The sequence below is a fragment of the Streptomyces sp. NPDC000941 genome (assembly GCF_053599555.1).
Genome location: NZ_JBSFMM010000121.1, coordinates 16,394 through 34,804, shown reverse-complemented (window position 1 = coordinate 34,804; position 18,411 = coordinate 16,394). Strand labels below are relative to the sequence as shown.

Here is an 18,411-nt window from a genome sequence, read left to right as displayed (position 1 = left end):
CCGGCCGCCGCACCCGCCGCCGTACCCGCCGGCGCGCAGGCCGCAGGCGCCCGCACCGATCTGGTCGCCGTGCGCCGCCGTGGCGTGGGCACGGACCTGCCGCCCAATGCCTGAGCCCCAGGAGCCGCAGCTGACGCCCGGCCAACCGCTGACGCCCGGCGAGCTGCTGGCCCTGGACCGGCGGCATGTCTGGCATCCGTACGGACCGATGCCCGGCCGCCAGGACCCGCTGATCGTGGAGTCGGCCGCCGGGGTCAGGCTGCGCCTGGCCGAACCGGCGGAGGGCCGACGGGAGTTGGTCGACGGGATGTCGTCGTGGTGGTCCGCCGTCCACGGCTACAACCACCCGGTGCTCAACGACGCGGCGCGCGGCCAGCTGGACCGGATGAGCCATGTGATGTTCGGCGGGCTCACCCACGAGCCCGCCGTACGGCTGGCCGCCCGCCTCGTGGAGATCACCCCCGAGCCGCTTGAGCACGTCTTCCTTGCCGACTCCGGCTCGGTCTCGGTCGAGGTCGCGGTCAAGATGTGCCTGCAGTACTGGCGCTCGCTCGGCCGCCCCGACAAGCGGCGGCTGCTCACCTGGCGCGGCGGCTACCACGGCGACACCTGGCAGCCGATGGCGGTGTGCGACCCGGACGGTGGGATGCACCACCTGTGGTCGGGCCTGCTGCCCCGTCAGCTCTTCGCCGACGCGCCCCCGCCCGGTTTCGACGCCCCGCCGGACCCCGCGTACGAGGCACAGCTGCGCGACCTGGTCGCCCGCCACGCCCATGAGCTGGCCGCGGTGATCGTCGAACCGGTGGTGCAGGGCGCGGGCGGGATGCGGTTCCACTCCCCCGGTCTGCTGCGGGTGTTGCGCGAGGCCTGCGACGAGCACGACGTGCTGCTGGTCTTCGACGAGATCGCCACCGGCTTCGGCCGCACGGGCGAACTCTTCGCGGCCGGACACGCGGGTGTCAGCCCCGATGTGATGTGCCTGGGCAAGGCGCTCACCGGCGGGTATATGACGCTCGCCGCCACGCTGTGCACACCGCGCGTGGCGGACGGCATCTCGCGCGGCGAGCTCCCGGTGCTCGCCCACGGCCCGACGTTCATGGGCAACCCCCTGGCGACCGCCGTCGCGCTCGCCTCGATCGACCTGCTGCTCGGCCACGACTGGCGACAGGAGATCAAGCGCATCGAGACCGGGCTGCGGGACGGCCTGGCCGCCACGGCCGAACTGCCCGGCGTCCGCGACGTCCGGGTCCTCGGCGCCATCGGCGTCGTCCAGCTCGACCACGCGCTCGACGGGGCGGGCATGGTGGCGGCGACCCGCGCGGCGGTACGGGAGGGCGTATGGCTGCGGCCGTTCCGCGACCTGCTGTACACGATGCCGCCGTACATCACGAGCGACGACGATGTGGCCCGCATCTGCACGGCCCTGCACGCGGCGGCCCGCGCGGGTTGACCCGGCACAGTCGCCGCGACAGTCCGCTCACGCACGACCCCGAGAGGCGCGACCACATGCCCGTACTCGTCATCACCGGCACCGGCACCGAGATCGGCAAGACCATCACCACCGCGGCCGTCGCCGCCACCGCGCTGGCCGCCGGCCGGTCCGTGGCGGTGCTCAAGCCGGCACAGACGGGGGTTCGGGCGGACGAGCCCGGGGACGCGGCGGAGGTGGCGCGGCTGACGGGGGCGGTCACGCAGGTGGAACTCGCGCGCTATCCGGACCCGTTGGCCCCGGTCACCGCGGCCCGCCGGGCCGGACGCCCCCCGGTGCGCCCGTACGAGGTGGCCGAGGCGGCGGGGAAGCTGGCCGCCGAGCACGACCTGGTGCTGGTGGAGGGCGCGGGCGGGCTGCTGGTGCGGTTCGACGAGGAGGGCGGCACGCTCGCTGACGCGGCCCGGTTGCTGGGCGCGCCCGTGCTGGTCGTTGTGCACGCGGGCCTGGGGACGCTCAACACGACAACGCTGACGGCGGAGGCGCTGCGCGCCAGGGGCCTTGACTGCCCGGGCGTCGTGATCGGCAGCTGGCCCAAGGCCCCGGATCTCGCGGACCGCTGCAACGTCGCGGATCTGCCGGAGGCGGCGGGCGCCCCCCTGCTGGGCGCCCTCCCCCAAGGCGCGGCGGCCCTCCAGCCCGCCGACTTCCGCGCCGCCGCCCCCGGCTGGCTGGCGCCCGAGCTCGACGGCATCTGGAGCGCGGAGCGGTTCACAACCGCGCAAGGCTGACCGTACGGCGGGCGCACGCGACGGCGGGGCGCACGCGCTGATCGCGTACGCCCCGCCGCCTCACCCCCGCCACCGCCCCCGCGACCTCACTCCGCGGCGCGGTAGGCCGCCGTCAACTTCCGCAGCGCCCCCGCCACATCCCCGCCGAGCAGCAGATGGTCCGCCTCGGCGAAGGGTTTCGCCACCGCCGGGGTGATCTTCTGGCCGACCCGGTCCTGGACCAGGAGCCGCGCGGCCGTGACAGTCGCACGCCCCTCCCCCGCATCCGCGCGCCCCGCCTCCCCCGCGGCCTTCGCCTCACCGGGCGCGCGGGCCGAGGTCGTCAGCCCCCACCCGTACGGGTATTGCGGGTCGTACGCCGCGTCGCCCACGTTGATCGGCAGCTGCACCTCGGACTTGGGCCAGGTCACCGGCAGTTGCCCGGTGAAGGCCCGCTTGCCGTAGAGGACGTCGGCGACGCCGTCGCCCTCCGTGCCGGGCAGCCAGGACGCGACGAGGGCGTCGATGTCCCCCAGCCGGTCGCCGATGAGCTGCGGACGCCCGGAGACGATCAGCACCGCGCACTTCATGGCGCCGCACACCCGGTCGACCGCCGCCCGGTCGGCGTCGGACAGCCGCAGGTCATGGCCGTTGCCGACGTCTCCCACCCCCTCGGCGTACGGGGTCTCGCCGACGACCACGACCCCGGCGTCGTATCCGGCCGTCGGGGCGGAGGCGTCCTTGGAGTAGGTGATGGCCGAGTCCGCGGCCGCCTTCCGCATGCCCTCCAGGATCGTGGTGCCCTCGGTGTGCCGGCCGGAGGAGCCCTGCCAGGTGATGGTCCAGCCGCCGGTCTGGTTGCCGAGGTCGTCGGCGTTGGACCCGGCGACGTACACCTTCTGGGAGGGCTTCAGGGGCAGCACCCCGCCGTCGTTCTTCAGCAGCACCTGCGACTTCGCGACCGCCTCGCGGGCGACGGCCCGATGCTCTGCCGAGCCGATCCGGTCGAGGTTGGAGGTATCTGCATACGGCTTCTCGAAGAGACCGAGCCGGAACTTGGCCGTCAGGATGCGGGAGACCGCGTCGTCGATCCGGGCCCGGCTGATCCGGCCGGCCCTCACCTCGTCGACGAGCGTGGTGTGGAAGTTCTTGTACGCCGTGGGCACCATGATCATGTCCACCCCGGCGTTCACCGAGGTACGGACGTCGCTCGGGTAGTCGCCGGGGATCTGGTCGATGGCCTGCCAGTCGCTGATGACGAAGCCCTCGAAGCCCATCCGGTCCTTCAGCACGCCGTTGATCATCGCCCCGTCGGCGTGCGTCTTGAGCGGCGCCTGACCGTCGCCGAGGATGTCGAGCGAGGAGAACGAGGGCATGACCGTGCCCACCCCGCGGTCCACGGCCTCCCGGAACGGCGCGAGGTGAACCTTCTCCAGCTCCTCGCGGGTGACCTTGGTGACGCCCTGGTCGATGGTGTAGCCGCCGGTGGTCGAGGAGCCGTACTCCGTACCGCCGTCCCCCACGAAATGCTTGGCGGTGGTCAGCACCTTGTCGCGGCGGTCGAGATCCTTGCCGCTCGGCACGCCCTGCATGCCCTTGATGACCGTCTCCATGGCCGTGACCAGCGCCGGGTCCTCGCCGAAGGACTCGTACGCCCGTCCCCACCGCTCGTCGCGCGATACGCATACGCAGGGCGCGAAGTCCCAGGGGACGCCGGTGGCGCGCACCTCGGAGGCGGTCACCGCGCCGGTCTTCTCGGCCAGCCGGGGGTCGCGGGTGGCGCCGAGGCCGATGTTGTGCGGCATGATCGTCGTCCCGACGACATTGTTGTGGCCGTGGACCGCGTCCACGCCGTAGACCAGCGGGATCTGGAAGCGGGTGGCCTGGGCGCGCAGTTGGAAGGCGTCCACCATCCGCGCCCAGGCGGCGGGCGTGTTGGGGGTGGGCGCCGACCCGCCGCCGGACAGCAGGGAGCCGAGGTCGTAGTCGGCGATGTCGCCCGGCGCGGTGAGCGCGTCACGCTCGGCCTGGGTCATCTGCCCGGCCTTCTCCTCGAGCGACATCCGGGACAGCAGGTCCTTCACGCGCCGCCGCACGGGGAGCTCGGGGTCGAGGTACGGCAGTCCGTGCGCGTCGATCACGACCCGTGGCGTCTCGGCGGGGGCCTTGGCCCCGGAGACGGTGAGCTGGAGGGGGACGGTCTCGGCCGGTTCGGCGCCGCCGCCGCTCGCGGTGACGACCTCGACGGTGCGCCAGGTGCCGGAGGCGGCGCCGGCCGGGAAGGTCACGCGGCCCTCGACGGGCTGGTAGTCCTCGCCGGAGGTGGCGGTGCCACCGTCCCCTTCGGTGGTGTAGTCGACGGTGACAGGTTCGTCGAGCGGCCCGGAGCCGGTGGTGGCGACGGAGATCCTGACCTTGGCGGTCGTGCCCTCCTTGACCGGGTGGACCGCCGCGTCCGTGATCACCTGTGCCTTGAGCGAACCGTCGGCCGCGACCGCGGCCCCTCCCGTGAGGGGCAGTAAGGCGGCGCCGACCGCCCCGGCGACGAACGACGTTGCCGTGGATCCGAATCTTCCGTGCTGTCTTCGCTGCCTTCGTTGTCTTGTCCGGCTGCGCTGTCTTCTCTGGCTGCGCTGACCTGGCATCGCGGCTCCTTCGGCTGGGATGCACAGATCCTGGGCCGATGTGCCGCCCCGATCGCGGCGGCACGCCGCTCACGCGCTCCAGCTGCGCAGCTCGGCGGCGATGGTGTGGACGTCGGCGGTGCCGTCCTTGACCAGGCGGGCCAGGTCGCGGACGCGCTCGGGGGTGGTGGCGATCTTCAGCCCGCTGGCGATGAGATAGGCGTACGCGACGGCCGACGCGAAAAGCGCGTTCGACCGCTCCAGGGCGGGCACCAGCAGAAGCAGCTGCAGCAGGGCGGCGGCCCTGGTCTGCGGGTCGGTGTAGACGGGGGTGCCGAATATCTCGGCTTCATGTCTGCTGACGGCGGCGACCAGCGCGCCGTAGTCGGTGACCTGCGGGTCTCCGGGGGTGCTGCGCTCGGCAACCATCAACAGCCAGGCGAGGTCGATCCGCACATTCAAGAGCGCGCCTCGCCCTCCTTGCCGAACTCCTCGTCGAATACGGTCCGGTACTGCTGCATGAAGTCGGCGGCCGCCTCCACGAAGGTATGGCCCACCTCTCCGGCGTCCTTGCGGACGAGCTCTTCGATGTAGCGGTTCATGCTCATGCCCCGCTGCAGCGCGCGCTCCCGCGCCACCTCCGCGGTGGCCTCGTCGACCCGGACGTTCAGCTGTGTCTTCGCCACGGCCTCACGCTAGCGCCTATCCGCTAGCACCCACAAGCCGGGTCTCGTATCGCGGGACCGGCGCCAATTCGATCGACGCCGCGCCCCAGGCGGTGATGGGATCGCGCCATGAACGATCTCGTCATACGCGCCGCGGCGCCCGCGGACCTCGACACCGTACTGACCTTCTGGAAAGAGGCGGCCGAGGGCACCAGCATCAGCGACGACCGGGACGGCATGGCCCGCCTACTCGACCGCGACCCCGAGTCGCTGCTGCTGGCCGAGCGGGGCGGCGAGCTCGCCGGGACCGTGATCGCGGGCTTCGACGGCTGGCGCTGCCATCTCTACCGGCTCGCCGTGCACCCCGACCACCGGCGCCAGGGCGTGGGGACCGCCCTCCTCCAGGCGGCCGAGGAGCGGTTCGCCGCGCTCGGCGGGCGGCGCGGCGACGCGATGGTGCTGGACCGCAACGACCTGGCCCACCACGCGTGGCGAGCGGCGGGCTACGCCCCGCAGCCGCAGTGGAGCCGCTGGGTCAAGCCGCTGGATTCCGCCCACTAGCCGATACGCGTACGCGTACGCGTTCGCCGACATCGCGCACTCCTCCCGTCCCTGCTGGACCATGGGACAGGGGTGACCCGATGACCGAAGTGCTCCTCCTGGCCGTGGCGCTCCTGCTGGCCCTCGCCTGCGGCGGGTTCGTCGCGGCGGAGTTCTCCCTGACCACCGTCGAGCGCAGCGAGCTCGAGCGGGCGGTCGAGCGGGGCGAGCGGGGCGCGGCCAGTGCGCTGAAGGCCGTACGCAGCCTGACCTTCCAGCTCTCCGGCGCCCAGCTCGGCATCACCGTCACCAACCTGGTGGTCGGCATGCTCGCCGAGCCGTCCGTCGCCGTGCTGCTGGCGGGCCCGCTCAGGGCGATGGGCGTGCCGGACTCCGCCGTCCGCTCGGTCGCGCTGGTGGTCGGGACGGCGCTGTCGACGATGGTGCTGATGGTGGTCGGTGAGCTGGTCCCGAAGAACTGGGCCATCTCGCGCCCGCTGGCCGTCGCCCGCGCCGTCGCCACCCCGCAGCGCGCCTTCAGCTCCGCCTTCCGCCCCTTCATCGCCCATCTCAACAACACCGCCAACCGCACGGTGCGCCGGATGGGCCTGGAGCCCGCCGAAGAGCTTGCCTCGGCGCGCGGCCCGCAGGAGCTGGTCGCGCTGGCCCGGCACTCCGCCCGGGAGGGCGCCCTGGAGGCGGACACCGCCGAGCTGTTCGTACGGACCCTGAACCTGCGGGAGCTGACCGCGGAGAACGTGATGACCCCGCGGGTGCAGGTCATCGCCCTGGACGTACGGGCCACCACCGAGGACATCGCCAACGCCACCCGCGCCACGGGCCTGTCCCGCTTCCCCGTCTACCGCGGCAGCCTGGACACGGTCGTCGGCACCGCCCACATCAAGGACGTACTCGCCATCCCCGCCGAGCAGCGGCTCCGCCACCCCGTGTCGGAGCTGATGCGCGAGCCACTGCTCGTCCCCGCGTCGCTCACCGTGGACCGGGTGCTCGACCGGCTCTCGGGGGAGCGCAGCATGGCCGTGGTCATCGACGAGTACGGGGGCACGGCCGGGGTCATCACCCTGGAGGACATCGTCGAGGAGGTGGTCGGCGAGGTCCGCGACGAGCACGATCCGCACGAGAAGCCCGACCTGGCCCCGGTCGGCGCGGGCGCGGAGGGCCGGACGCTGTACGACGCGGACGGCGCGGTCCGCGTCGACCAGCTGGCGGCGGTGGGCATGCGGGTGCCGCACGGCCCGTACGAGACGCTGGCCGGTCTTGTGGCCACCGAGCTCGGCCGGATCCCGGTGCGGGGCGATGCCCTGGAGGTGGCGGGCTGGGGCATCGAGGTGGTCGACGACTCCGGCCACCGGGCCGCGCGGGTACGGCTGCGGGCGCCGCTGCCGTACGCCGGGGATGGTGAGGGGGCGGCCCGATGACCCTGCTCCAGTTGCTGATCGGCCTGCTGACCCTGGTCGTCAACGCCTTCTTCGTCGGCGCCGAATTCGCCCTCATCTCGGTGCGGCGCAGCCAGATAGAGCCGCGCGCCGAGCAGGGCGACCGGCGGGCCCACGCCGTGCTGTGGGGCCTGGAGCATGTCTCCGCGCTGCTCGCCGCCGCTCAGCTGGGCATCACGCTGTGCACGCTGGTACTGGGCGCCGTCGCGGAACCGGCCATCGCGCATCTGCTGGAGCCGGTCTTCCACGCGGTGCGGCTGCCGCTCGGGCTGGTCCACCCGGTCGCGTTCGTGATCGCGCTGACCGCGGCGACGTATCTGCACATGCTGTTCGGCGAGATGGTGCCCAAGAACGTGGCGCTGGCCGAGCCGGTGCGCACGGCGCTGGTGCTGGGCCCGCCGCTGGTCACCCTGGCGCGCGGTCTGCGCCCGGTGATCTTCGCCGTCAACGCCTTCGCGAACGCGCTGCTGAAGCTGTTGCGGGTGGAGCCCAAGGGTGAGGTGGCGGCGACCTTCTCCGACGACGAACTGGCCCGGGTGGTCGTGGACTCCGGCGCGGCCGGGCTGCTGGACGACCGGGCCACCGAGCGGCTGCGGGACGCCCTCGAACTGAGCCGCCGCCGGGTGCGCGATGTGGTACTGCCCCTGGAGCAGGTGGTCTCCGCCCGGCTCGGGGTGACGCCCGAGGAGCTGGAGCGGATGGCGGCGACGTCCGGGTTCTCACGCTTCCCGGTGGTCGACGACTCCGGGCGCGTCCTGGGCTATCTGCACGTCAAGGACGCGCTGGACGCCCGCCCGCGCGATCTGCCGTTCCGGCTCGATCAGCTGCGTTCGATCGCCCGGGTTCGGCCGCAGACGGCGCTGGACGACGTGCTGACCGCGATGCGCGACAGCCGGACCCACCTCGCCGCCGTCATCGGACCCGACGGGCTCTTGGAGGGCCTGGTCACCATGGAGGACGTACTGCGTGAGCTGGTCGCCTGACGCGACGGTCCAGGCGGCGCCCCTCCCCCGCCCCCGTCTCCCGTCACTCGTCCCGCCGTGACTCGTGCGCGATGATGCACGCCTGCCAGTGGGCCAGCGCCTCGGCCTTGCCCCCGCCCCCTTCTTCCGCCACGGCCAGCAGCGCGTCGGCGGCCATCGCGGCCAGCCGGACGGCCACTCTGCACACGTCCCGCCGCTCCAGCGGGTCCAGCAGGGCGACGGCCCCCTCTCCGTCGTCGGCGAGCGCGGCGGCCACGATGGCCATGGTCGTACGGTCGCATTCAAAGGCATCCACGCCGACCAGACTGCCCCGATGCGCCCCATCCGGAACCCGGCGCGAGCCAACCGAGGGATCCGCCGGGCGCGCGGGGCGCGCGCGGGCGGGGTTTCGCGTGCGCCTTAGGCGGGCCGGGTGGCGGACGGGTCATAGCGGAAAATCGTGTACTCGATCCGCCCGATGACCTTCGTCCTGCTGGTCCGCCGGTAGAGCTCGGGCGGCCGGAAGATGTTGTCGTCGTAGATGTCGGCACCCGGCTCCAGGTTCCAGCTGGCGGTCGTGCCGTTGCGCGCCCCGCCCTCGAAGTAGATGTTGGTCATCGTCCCCATGCGGCTCATCATGCGCGCGCCCGCCGCCGTGCGCAGCCCGCGGGAGCCTGCGGGAACCAGTGCGCTCCCGCGGGATAGGATCACCCGCGCCATGCGGATGAACACCACCTACACCAGCTTCGTCGCCGTCGGCGACTCCTTCACCGAGGGCATGTCCGACGGGCTGCCGGACGGCTCCTACCGGGGCTGGGCCGATCTGCTCGCGGCGCGCCTCGCGGCCCGTACTCCCGGCTTCCGTTACGCGAACCTCGCCGTGCGCGGCAAGCTCATCGGGCAGATCGTCGACGAGCAGGCGGATCCGGCGGCGGCGATGGGCGCGGACCTGGTGACGCTGGTCGGCGGGCTGAACGACGTGCTGCGGCCCAAATGCGATGTGGAGCAGGTCTGCGGGCTGCTGGAGGAGGCCGCGGGCCGGCTGGCGCCCAGCTGCAAACAGCTGGTGCTGATGCGCAGCCCGGGGCGGCGCGGGCCGGTGCTGGCGCGGTTCCTGCCGCGGATGGAGCAGCTGTTCTCCTTCGTCGACGAGCTGGCGGCGCGGCACGGCGCGATCGTCGTGGACCTCTACGCCTCCGAGGCGCTGGGCGATCCGCGGATGTGGGCGGACGACCGGCTGCATCTGAACACCGAGGGGCACCGCCGGGTGGCCGAGGCGGTCTGGGAGGCGCTGGGACACGAGCCGGAGGCCGACTGGAACGCGCCGCTGCCGCCCGCCGTACGGCCCGGCTGGGTCGCCCGGCGCACCTCGGACGCGCGCTTCGCCCGTGAACACCTCGGGCCGTGGATCGGCCGACGGCTGACGGGCCGCTCCTCGGGCGACGGACGCCCGCCGAAGCGGGCCGAGCTGCTGCCGTACGAGGGCTGAGCCGCGGCTCGACCGGGGCTGAACCGCAGGTCGGCCGGTGCTGACCCGCAGCTTGACGGGGGCTGACCCGCAGCCGGCCGCGGCGCCGACCACCGGCTCGCCATGACCACCGCGCTGGCCTGCGCATACGCCCAGTAGACTGTCTCCCCGTGACTGGTAAGCCGCGCATCCCGAACGTCCTGGCCGGCCGCTACGCCTCGGCGGAGCTGGCCGTCCTGTGGTCCCCCGAGTACAAGGTGACGCTGGAGCGGCGGCTGTGGCTCGCCGTGCTGCGCGCCCAGAAGGACCTCGGGATCGAGGTGCCGGACGCCGCCCTCGCCGACTACGAGCGGGTCCTGGAGACCGTCGACCTGGCCTCGATCGCCGAGCGTGAGAAGGTCACCCGGCACGATGTGAAGGCGCGGATCGAGGAGTTCAACGCGCTCGCCGGGCATGAGCACGTCCACAAGGGCATGACCTCCCGCGATCTGACCGAGAACGTGGAGCAGTTGCAGATCCGGCTCTCCCTGGAGCTGGTCCAAGGCCGTACGGTCGCGACGCTGGCCCGGCTGGGGAAGCTGGCCGCCGAACACGCCGAGCTGGTCATGGCCGGGCGCTCGCACAACGTGGCGGCGCAGGCCACGACCCTCGGCAAGCGCTTCGCCACCGCGGCCGACGAGCTGCTGGTGGCTTACGGGCGGCTGGAGGAGCTGCTGGCCCGCTACCCGCTGCGCGGCATCAAGGGCCCGGTCGGCACCGCGCAGGACATGCTGGACCTGCTGGGCGGCGACACGGCCAAGCTGGCCGAGCTGGAGCGGCGGATCGCCGGGCACCTGGGCTTCGGGCAGGCATTCACCTCCGTCGGCCAGGTCTACCCGCGCTCGCTCGACTACGAGGTGGTCACCGCGCTGGTGCAGCTGGCCGCGGGCCCCTCCTCGCTCGCCAAGACGATCCGGCTGATGGCCGGGCACGAGCTGGTGACCGAGGGCTTCAAGCCCGGCCAGGTCGGCTCCTCCGCCATGCCGCACAAGATGAACACCCGCTCGTGCGAGCGCGTCAACGGCCTCGCGGTGATCCTGCGCGGCTATGCCTCGATGACCGGCGAGCTGGCGGGCGACCAGTGGAACGAGGGCGATGTGTCCTGCTCGGTGGTGCGCCGCGTCGCGCTGCCGGACGCCTTCTTCGCCTTCGACGGGCTGCTGGAGACCTTCCTGACGGTGCTCGACGAGTTCGGCGCCTTCCCCGCCGTCGTCGCCCGCGAGCTGGACCGCTACCTCCCCTTCCTCGCGACGACGAAGGTGCTGATGGGCGCGGTACGGGCCGGGGTGGGCCGCGAGGTGGCGCACGAGGCCATCAAGGAGAACGCGGTCGCCTCGGCGCTCGCGATGCGCGAGCAGGGTGCCGAGCGCAACGAACTGCTCGACAAGCTCGCCGCCGACGAGCGGATCCCGCTGGACCGCGGCCAACTGGACGCGCTGATGGCCGACAAGCTGTCCTTCACGGGCGCGGCCGCCGACCAGGTCGCCGCCGTGGTCGCCCGGATCGAGGAGATCGCCGAGCGCCACCCGGAGGCGGCGGCGTACACGCCCGGGGCGATCCTCTGACTCGGCCGGACACCCCGCGATGACCCCCGCCGAACTGGAAGCCGCCCGCGACCGCCTCGTACCCGACGTGGCCGCGGACGGCCTCCGCGTGCTCTTCTGCGGTATCAACCCGGGGTTGATGACGGCCGCGACCGGCCACCACTTCGCCCGCCCGGGCAATCGCTTCTGGCCCGTCCTGCACGCCTCCGGCTTCACCCCGCGCCGGCTCCAGCCCTCCGAGCAGCAGGAGCTGCTGGGGTACGGCCTGGGGATCACCAATGTCGTCGCCCGCGCCAGCGCGCGGGCCGACGAGCTGAGCGACGAGGAGTACCGCGACGGCGGGCGGATCCTGGCGGAGAAGGTCGCCCGGCTGCGCCCGCGGTGGCTCGCCGTCGCCGGGGTGACCGCGTATCGGGTCGCCTTCGGCGACAAGCGGGCCAAGATCGGCCCGCAGGAGCGCACCATCGGCACCACCCGGATCTGGGCCCTGCCCAACCCCAGCGGGCTCAACGCCCACTGGACCCTGGCCACGATGGCCGAGGAGTACGGCCGGCTGCGCACCGCCGCGTACGCCGACGGCGGCGGCTGACGCCTGACGACAGGCGGCTCAGCTCACGCTGTGCTCCCCTATCGCCGCGACCAGCTGCAGGGGCAGTTCACGGTCCCCCTGTCCTATCCCGAGCCCTATCCAGCGCCCGTCGGTCCGCCAGCCGTACACCCGCCCCACATAGCCGCACAGCGACCGCAGCGGCTCCGGCACCGGCTCGCCCATGGCGTCACGCTCCAAGTGGTCGGCGAGGTCGAGGACTTCGGGCTCGCCCCAGCGTAAGGACAGCACCTGGACCAGCACCCGCAGCTCGGCCTCGAACTCCTCCTCGACCTCGATCAGGCGCTCCAGATCCGCGTCCCAGAAGTCCTCGCTGACGCGGAGGTCGGCGACATGAAAGCCGGGGCCGCTCGCCACGGCCCCGACGACGCCGCGCCGGTCGGGGAAGTCCCGGGCGCGCAGCAGGTCGATGGTCGCCAGATGGTCCGCCGTGCTGGTCATGACTTCATTAAACAAGCGAGGTCTGACAATCAATTGGCCGCGCGTCAGCTGTCCCGGCGCTCGACCGCCAGCCGGCCGCAGAACACCGCGGCCGCCGTGTACAGCGCCAGCACCCCGAGCCCTGTCCACGCGCCCAACGGGCCTTCGGGCGCGGAGTGCAGGATCTGCTGACCGGCCTGGTCGGGGAGGAACCTGGTGGCGGACGTGGCGCCGAACACCGGGGACAGGAAGGTGACGATGGGCACGACCAGGGCCAAGGTGCCCACCGAGCTGCGCAGCACGGCGGCGACGCCGGAGGCCAGCACCGTCAGCAGGGCGAGATAGATCCCGCAGCCGACCGCCGCGCGCAGTGCCCCCGGGGCGTCCAGGCCCACGCCTTCGTCACCGAGCAGCGCCTGGCCGGCGAGCAGCGACGCGAATCCGGTGACCAGGCCGACGGCCAGGGCGCACAGGCCCACGACGGTCAGCTTGCACCCGTAGTACAGGCCGCGCCGGGGGACGGCGGCGAGCCATACGCGGATGCCTCCGCCGGTGTATTCGTGTCCGACCGCGAGCACGCCGAAGCTGATGGCGGCGATCTGTCCGAAGGGCAGGCCGAAGAAGGAGGAGAAGACGGGATCGAAGTCGCTCTGCCTGCCGCCGTCTTCGGTCGCGCTCGCCATCGCCGAGATGGCGGTGGTCGCCACCAGGCCGCCGAGGAGGGCGATGAGGAGGGATCGCAGGGTGCGGATCTTCATCCACTCGGAGTGCAGCACCGCTTTGACTGACATCGACTCTCAAACCTCCTGCTTCGTTGTGTTTGCCGCCGTGTACTCCGCCTCGTCCGCGGTGAGCCGCAGATATGCCTGCTCCAAGGACGCCTTGTCGTCGGCCAGTTCGAGGAGCGGGATGCCGTGGCGGGCGGCGAGCGTGCCGACCTCCTCCGGTGTGGCCCCGTCGACCGCCCAGTGGTCAGGCCCGTCCGGCTCCGCGGTCAGCCCCGCGCGGATCAGCTCCGAACGCAGCCGCTCCGGCTCGGTGCTGCGCACCCGTACCCGCGGTCGGCTGTGCTCCTTGATGAACGCGTCCATGGACATGTCGGCGAGCAGCCTGCCCCGCCCGAGCACGACGAGGTGATCGGCGGTCAGCGCGGTCTCGGCCATGAGATGGCTGGAGACCAGGACGGTGCGGCCCTCTCCGGCCAGCCGCTTCATGAGCGTACGGATCCAGATGATGCCCTCGGGGTCGAGCCCGTTGGCCGGTTCGTCGAGCATCAGCACCGGCGGGTCGCCGAGCAGCGCCGCCGCGATGCCGAGCCGCTGCCGCATACCGAGCGAGAATGTGCGTACGCGCCGCTTCGCGGCCGAGGCCAGCCCCGACTCCTCCAGCACGGTGTCGACCCGGCTCGCGGGGACGCGGTTGCCGATCGCCAGGCACAGCAGGTGGTCCCGGGCGGTGCGGGCGCCGTGGGCGGCGCCCGCGTCCAGCAGCGCGCCGACGTGGCGCAGCGGCTCGTCGTACGCACGGTACGGGCGGCCGCCGACGGTGGCGGTGCCGGAGTCCGGCCGGTCCAGGCCGAGCACGATCCGCATGGTGGTGGACTTGCCGGCGCCGTTGGGCCCGAGGAAACCGGTGACCCGGCCTGGCTCCACCCGGAAGGTCAGTCCGTCCGCGGCGCGCACCGCCCCGTAGTCCTTGGTCAGTTCGTGTACGTCGATCGACGTCGCGGTGATCATGGTCTCCACGGTCCCGCGCCGGGTCGGCCGTGGCTTCCCCCGCGAGCGGGGTCGTGCTCCCCCGCGCGGGGGAGGGCGCGGATACGGGGCGCAGGGCACGATGGTCGACGTGTCGACATCGCCCGCCGCCCTCGCCGTCCTCGCCCCGCTGACCCGGGCCGTCACCTATACGCGCTGGCTGCATCTGCTGATGGGGGCCGTGGTGGCGGCGGTGTGCGGTCTGGTCTACCCCGGGCTCTTCGACCTCCGCCCCGCCGACATGCTGTGGCTGCCCGTGCTGCCGGTGCTGCCGCTGGTCGCCGTCGCGATGGTGCCGGCCACCCGGCTGGCCGAGGGGTTGCAGGCACGTCTGCTGCTGACCCCCGGAGAACATGCGCGCCACCAGCAGGGCCACCTCGCCCCGAGGATCGCCGCCGCACCGTCCGCGTCCTGGGGCGACCGGGGGCGTACCGCGCTGTGGCTGGTCCTGCGGCTGGAGGCCGGCTGTCTGACGGCGCTGCTGAGCCTCCAACTGCCCGGTCTGACGGCGGCGCTGTTCGACGCGGCGTCGCAGGGCACGCCCGCACCGGTCATGGGCGTACGGATCGGCGGCCACCACTGGTGGTACGCGCTGCTCGCCCCGCTCCCCCTGGCCGCCCTGCTGGCCGTGGTCGTGGCCGCCGGGAGGCTGATGACGGCGGCCGCGACCCGCCTGCTGGGCCCGTCGGCCGCGGAGCGGCTGGCCGCGCTGGAGGAGCGTACGGAGCGGCTGCTGGAACACAACCGGCTCGCCCGTGAGTTGCACGACTCCATCGGACACGCGCTCACGGTCGCCGTGGTGCAGGCGGGCGCGGCGCGGGCGGCGGGCTCGGCGGAGTTCACGGACCGCGCCCTGGCCGCGATCGAGGAGACCGGGCGGCATGCGCTGGAGGATCTGGAGCGGGTGCTGCGGCTGCTGCGCGAGGACACCGCGCGGGGCCCGGCCGACCGCCCGGGCCTGGCCGACGCCGAGCGCCTGCTGGAGTCGGCGCGGGCGGCGGGCTCGACGCTCGACGCGAAGGTGTCCGGCCGGCTGGAGGAACTGCGAGGACCGGTGTCCCGCGAGGGCTACCGCATCCTCCAGGAGGCGCTGACGAATGTGTTGCGCCACGCGGGCCCGGTGCCGGTGGCCGTACGGGTCGACGTCGCCGCGGACACGGGGTTGCTGCGGCTGGAGGTACGCAACCCCCTGCCGGGCCCTGGCACGGGTCTCGGCACGGGGCTGAACACGGGTCTTGGCACGGGCCTCGGCAGCGGTCTACGTGGCATCCGCGAGCGGGCGGCGCTGCTGGGCGGGGAGGCGGAGGTGGGCCCGTACGAGGGCGAATGGCGCCTGAGCGTGACCCTCCCGGCGGACCGCACACCGACAAACGCGCATTAAGGTGATCCGGTGTCGATCAGCGTCCTCCTCGTCGACGACGAGCAGCTGGTGCGCGCCGGGTTGCGCGCGATCCTGGAGTCCCAGCCGGACATCCGGGTCATCGGCGAGGCCGCCGACGGCGCCTCGGTGGTGCCGCTGGTGCGGCAACTGCGGCCGGACGTGGTCGCGATGGACGTCCGGATGCCACTGCTCGACGGCATCGAGGCGACCCGCGCCGTGCTGCGGTCGGTCCCCGACCCGCCCCGGATCCTGGTCGTGACGACCTTCGAGAACGACGAGTACGTCTACGAGGCGCTGCGCGCAGGAGCGGACGGCTTCCTGCTCAAGCGCGCCCGCCCCGCCGAGATCGTGCACGCGGTGCGCCTGGCCGCGGAGGGCGAGTCGCTGCTGTTCCCGGCGGCCGTACGGTCCTTCGCCGCGGCCCGCGGCGGCAACGAGCGCGCCCGCGAGGCGATGGAGCGGGCGGCGCTCACCGATCGCGAGGCGGAGGTGTTGCGGCTGATGGCCCGCGGCCTGTCGAACTCCGAGATCGCCGGCCACCTGGTCATCGGCGCCGAGACGGTCAAAACACACGTGAGCGCGGTGCTCGCGAAACTGGGTGCGCGGGACCGCACCCAGGCGGTGATCGCGGCGTACGAGTCGGGGTTCGTGGTGCCCGGCTGACGGAGCTCTCGCCGCGTCCCCGTCCAGCGGCTACGATCCGGCAGACACGCACAGGAGAGGAGGCCCACGTGGGGCGGCTCACCGGCGGGGATCCGTCCCTGCTGCGGCGCATCAACTCCGCCGTCGTCCTGCACGCGCTGCGCGCGGCGACCGTCTCCTCCGACGTCCAGGACCCCGACGGCGGGGGCGACCACGCCGACGACCGCGCCGACGACCGTGGGGCGGAGCATGTGCCCGGCTGCGCCACCCTCACCGATCTGACCCGGGTGACCGGCCTGTCCCGCCCCACCGTCGAGGGCGTGGTCGAGGGGCTGACCGCCGACGGCCTGGTGGTGGAGGTTCCCGCGGAGGAGGGCGGTGTCCGCCGCCAGGGGCGCCCCGCCCGGCGTTTCCGCTTCCGGGCCGAGGCCGGCCATCTGCTCGGGGTCGAGATCGGCGCCCACCGCGTCGGCGCCCTGCTGACGGACCTCGACGGCCGTCCGCTCGGCTCCACGGTGCGGGAAGTGTCCGAGAAGGCGTCGGCCGACGAGCGCCTGGACCGGGTCCGTACCGCCGTCGCCGACCTGCTGCGCCGGGCCGGCGTGGCGCGCTACTCGCTGCGGGCGGTGGGTGTCGGCAGCCCGGGCATCGTGGATGCCGACGGCACCGTCCACCTGTGTACGGCCCTCCCCGGCTGGACCGGTCTTCGCCTCGGGGAGCGGCTGCGGCGCTCCTTCCGCTGCCCGGTGCTCGTCGAGAACGACGCCAACACCGCCGCCGTGGCCGAACACTGGAAGGGCGCGGCCGTCGGCTCCGACGATGTCGTCTACGTCGTGGCGGGCCTGAGCCCCGGCGCCGGTTCGCTGATCGGCGGCCGGCTACACCGCGGCTTCGGCGGCGCCGCGGGCGAGATCGGCGCCCTCCATCTGCTGGGCCGCGAGGCCACCCCGGAAGAGATGCTCTCCACGACCGGTGAACCGCTCAACCCTCTCGACGAGGACCAGGTCGCCCGTGTTTTCGCCCTCGCCCGCGCCGGGGACACCCGCGCCCGCGCGGCCGTCGACCGCTTCATCCGCCGCCTCGTCCACGACGTGGCGGCCCTCGTCCAGGCCCTCGACCCCGAGGTCGTCGTGGTCGGCGGCTGGGCCTCAGGGCTCGACGGCATCCTCGACCCCCTGCGCGACGAACTCGCCCGCTACTGCCTCCGCCCGCCCCAGGTCGCCCAGTCCCTGCTCGGTGAGGCGGCCGTGGTGACCGGCGCGCTCCGGCTGGCCCTTGACCATGTGGAAGAGGAGCTTTTCGCCGTGGAGTCCACGGTCACCACCCGCCGCGCGAGCCGCTGACCCGGCCACGGGCGGGCGCCCCAGGTGTTCCGGCCGTTCTAGGATCGTCCCTCATGGGAACGGACATCGGAGGCACGGTCGAGATCCGCGCGGCGGACGGCTACTGGGAAACCGAGGTCGACCTGCTGGACTTCCAGCTCAGCCGGGACCGCTACGCGTGGGAGTGTCTCTTCGGCTACGGAGTCAGCGACGACATCCAGCGTCCGCTCTTCGACAGCCGGGGGCTTCCGCCCGACGCCTCGGACTGGGTACGGGAAACGGGCACCGAGGACTTCCCCGGTCACAGCCACACCTACGCCACCTGGGCCGAAGTCGCCGCCGTCGACTGGGACGCCCCCCTCGCCGACGGCCCCGCCTGGGACTGGGCGGCCCGGTGGCGACCTGGCCCGACCGGCGAACTCGTCAGGCACGACGTCGTACTGGCCACGGTCGACCTGGCCGATGCGGCGTCCGACGTTTTCGGCGGCCACATGCTCCTCGCGCCGTCGAAGTGGCCACCGGGCGGCGAAGTGTCCCTGGACGGCGAGGTATACCGCCCCGTGGTCCTCACCGCACGGATGCTCGTCCCTCCGGACGAGGCGCCCTGGGCGCCGGTCTGGCAGACGATGCGAGAGCTGGCCGCCGATATCGGCGCCGAAAACGTACGCCTGGTCGTCTGGTTCTGCTGACGCCGTCCCCGGTCCCCCTGTGCCACCGGATGCCGGCCCCGCGGCGGAGTGGCGCGGGGCTGCGTACGGTGGTGGCGGTGTTGCATTCCCGAGGAGGG

The 18,411-nt window shown here is 73.1% G+C and carries 20 protein-coding genes; 12 read left to right on the top strand and 8 right to left on the bottom strand.

The genetic code is table 11. The annotated features are described in order from the left end of the window. Nucleotides 1-106: 106 nt before the first annotated feature. Both ACWDSL_RS32165 and bioD read left to right on the top strand, forming a co-directional pair. Nucleotides 107-1,450, top strand: a complete 1,344-nt coding sequence (locus tag ACWDSL_RS32165) for an adenosylmethionine--8-amino-7-oxononanoate transaminase (protein ID WP_450491459.1) — start codon at nucleotides 107-109, stop codon at nucleotides 1,448-1,450. Nucleotides 1,451-1,506: 56 nt separating this feature from the next. Continuing rightward, nucleotides 1,507-2,220 carry a dethiobiotin synthase gene (gene bioD / locus ACWDSL_RS32160; RefSeq protein ID WP_450491457.1) on the top strand — a complete coding sequence of 238 codons (714 nt, stop codon included), beginning with the start codon at nucleotides 1,507-1,509 and terminating at the stop codon, nucleotides 2,218-2,220. 86 nt (nucleotides 2,221-2,306) lie between these two features. Here bioD and ACWDSL_RS32155 read toward each other — a convergent pair whose 3' ends face one another. The 3 genes from ACWDSL_RS32155 to ACWDSL_RS32145 all read right to left on the bottom strand — a co-directional run bounded on the left by ACWDSL_RS32155 (nucleotide 2,307) and on the right by ACWDSL_RS32145 (nucleotide 5,509). After that, nucleotides 2,307-4,718 (bottom strand): glycoside hydrolase family 3 N-terminal domain-containing protein, encoded by a 2,412-nt coding sequence (locus ACWDSL_RS32155; RefSeq protein WP_450491463.1) that lies wholly within the window; start codon nucleotides 4,716-4,718, stop codon nucleotides 2,307-2,309. A 195-nt stretch (nucleotides 4,719-4,913) separates the two neighbouring features. Beyond that, nucleotides 4,914-5,285 (bottom strand): fic family toxin-antitoxin system, toxin component, encoded by a 372-nt coding sequence (locus ACWDSL_RS32150; RefSeq protein WP_450491455.1) that lies wholly within the window; start codon nucleotides 5,283-5,285, stop codon nucleotides 4,914-4,916. Then, nucleotides 5,282-5,509, bottom strand: a complete 228-nt coding sequence (locus ACWDSL_RS32145) for an antitoxin (RefSeq protein ID WP_385616250.1) — start codon at nucleotides 5,507-5,509, stop codon at nucleotides 5,282-5,284. Before ACWDSL_RS32145 ends, ACWDSL_RS32150 begins: the two co-directional genes overlap by 4 nt. Nucleotides 5,510-5,617: 108 nt before the next feature. On the opposite strand from ACWDSL_RS32145, the gene ACWDSL_RS32140 reads away from it, so the two are divergent. The 3 genes from ACWDSL_RS32140 to ACWDSL_RS32130 all read left to right on the top strand — a co-directional run bounded on the left by ACWDSL_RS32140 (nucleotide 5,618) and on the right by ACWDSL_RS32130 (nucleotide 8,468). Then, nucleotides 5,618-6,049, top strand: a complete 432-nt coding sequence (locus ACWDSL_RS32140; RefSeq protein WP_450491453.1) for a GNAT family N-acetyltransferase — start codon at nucleotides 5,618-5,620, stop codon at nucleotides 6,047-6,049. A gap of 80 nt (nucleotides 6,050-6,129) precedes the next feature. Continuing rightward, a complete protein-coding gene (locus ACWDSL_RS32135) occupies nucleotides 6,130-7,467 on the top strand; it encodes a hemolysin family protein (RefSeq protein WP_450491451.1) in 1,338 nt (445 codons plus the stop codon). After that, nucleotides 7,464-8,468: a hemolysin family protein gene (locus tag ACWDSL_RS32130; RefSeq protein ID WP_450491449.1), complete on the top strand. Its 1,005-nt coding sequence runs from the start codon at nucleotides 7,464-7,466 to the stop codon at nucleotides 8,466-8,468. Before ACWDSL_RS32135 ends, ACWDSL_RS32130 begins: the two co-directional genes overlap by 4 nt. A gap of 43 nt (nucleotides 8,469-8,511) precedes the next feature. Here ACWDSL_RS32130 and ACWDSL_RS32125 read toward each other — a convergent pair whose 3' ends face one another. Both ACWDSL_RS32125 and ACWDSL_RS32120 read right to left on the bottom strand, forming a co-directional pair. Next, nucleotides 8,512-8,733 (bottom strand): hypothetical protein, encoded by a 222-nt coding sequence (locus ACWDSL_RS32125; protein ID WP_014181418.1) that lies wholly within the window; start codon nucleotides 8,731-8,733, stop codon nucleotides 8,512-8,514. 134 nt (nucleotides 8,734-8,867) lie between these two features. Beyond that, nucleotides 8,868-9,074, bottom strand: a complete 207-nt coding sequence (locus ACWDSL_RS32120) for a hypothetical protein (RefSeq protein ID WP_358642111.1) — start codon at nucleotides 9,072-9,074, stop codon at nucleotides 8,868-8,870. Nucleotides 9,075-9,165: 91 nt separating this feature from the next. On the opposite strand from ACWDSL_RS32120, the gene ACWDSL_RS32115 reads away from it, so the two are divergent. The 3 genes from ACWDSL_RS32115 (at nucleotide 9,166) to mug (ending at nucleotide 12,087) form a co-directional block, all read left to right on the top strand. Then, nucleotides 9,166-9,936, top strand: a complete 771-nt coding sequence (locus ACWDSL_RS32115) for an SGNH/GDSL hydrolase family protein (RefSeq protein WP_450491447.1) — start codon at nucleotides 9,166-9,168, stop codon at nucleotides 9,934-9,936. 149 nt (nucleotides 9,937-10,085) lie between these two features. Further along, nucleotides 10,086-11,519, top strand: a complete 1,434-nt coding sequence (gene purB, locus ACWDSL_RS32110) for an adenylosuccinate lyase (protein ID WP_450491445.1) — start codon at nucleotides 10,086-10,088, stop codon at nucleotides 11,517-11,519. Between the two features lie 19 nt (nucleotides 11,520-11,538). After that, entirely contained in the window at nucleotides 11,539-12,087 is a 549-nt protein-coding gene (mug, locus tag ACWDSL_RS32105; protein ID WP_450491443.1) for a G/U mismatch-specific DNA glycosylase, read from the top strand. 18 nt (nucleotides 12,088-12,105) lie between these two features. Here mug and ACWDSL_RS32100 read toward each other — a convergent pair whose 3' ends face one another. From ACWDSL_RS32100 to ACWDSL_RS32090, 3 genes are read right to left on the bottom strand one after another with little or no spacing between them, the layout of a single operon-like run. After that, nucleotides 12,106-12,546 carry a hypothetical protein gene (locus ACWDSL_RS32100; protein ID WP_450491441.1) on the bottom strand — a complete coding sequence of 147 codons (441 nt, stop codon included), beginning with the start codon at nucleotides 12,544-12,546 and terminating at the stop codon, nucleotides 12,106-12,108. A 44-nt stretch (nucleotides 12,547-12,590) separates the two neighbouring features. Continuing rightward, nucleotides 12,591-13,316 (bottom strand): ABC transporter permease subunit, encoded by a 726-nt coding sequence (locus ACWDSL_RS32095; protein ID WP_450491439.1) that lies wholly within the window; start codon nucleotides 13,314-13,316, stop codon nucleotides 12,591-12,593. Between the two features lie 6 nt (nucleotides 13,317-13,322). After that, nucleotides 13,323-14,261 (bottom strand): ATP-binding cassette domain-containing protein, encoded by a 939-nt coding sequence (locus ACWDSL_RS32090; RefSeq protein ID WP_450491437.1) that lies wholly within the window; start codon nucleotides 14,259-14,261, stop codon nucleotides 13,323-13,325. Nucleotides 14,262-14,361: 100 nt separating this feature from the next. Between ACWDSL_RS32090 and ACWDSL_RS32085 the strand changes: the two genes are divergently transcribed. The 4 genes from ACWDSL_RS32085 (at nucleotide 14,362) to ACWDSL_RS32070 (ending at nucleotide 18,313) form a co-directional block, all read left to right on the top strand. After that, nucleotides 14,362-15,660 carry a sensor histidine kinase gene (locus tag ACWDSL_RS32085; protein WP_450491461.1) on the top strand — a complete coding sequence of 433 codons (1,299 nt, stop codon included), beginning with the start codon at nucleotides 14,362-14,364 and terminating at the stop codon, nucleotides 15,658-15,660. A 9-nt stretch (nucleotides 15,661-15,669) separates the two neighbouring features. Next, nucleotides 15,670-16,323 (top strand): response regulator, encoded by a 654-nt coding sequence (locus ACWDSL_RS32080; protein WP_450491435.1) that lies wholly within the window; start codon nucleotides 15,670-15,672, stop codon nucleotides 16,321-16,323. 68 nt (nucleotides 16,324-16,391) lie between these two features. Beyond that, on the top strand, nucleotides 16,392-17,645 hold the full coding sequence (locus ACWDSL_RS32075) for an ROK family protein (protein WP_450491433.1): 1,254 nt from the start codon (nucleotides 16,392-16,394) through the stop codon (nucleotides 17,643-17,645). A gap of 53 nt (nucleotides 17,646-17,698) precedes the next feature. Next, nucleotides 17,699-18,313 carry a hypothetical protein gene (locus tag ACWDSL_RS32070; RefSeq protein ID WP_450491431.1) on the top strand — a complete coding sequence of 205 codons (615 nt, stop codon included), beginning with the start codon at nucleotides 17,699-17,701 and terminating at the stop codon, nucleotides 18,311-18,313. Nucleotides 18,314-18,411 lie beyond the last annotated feature (98 nt).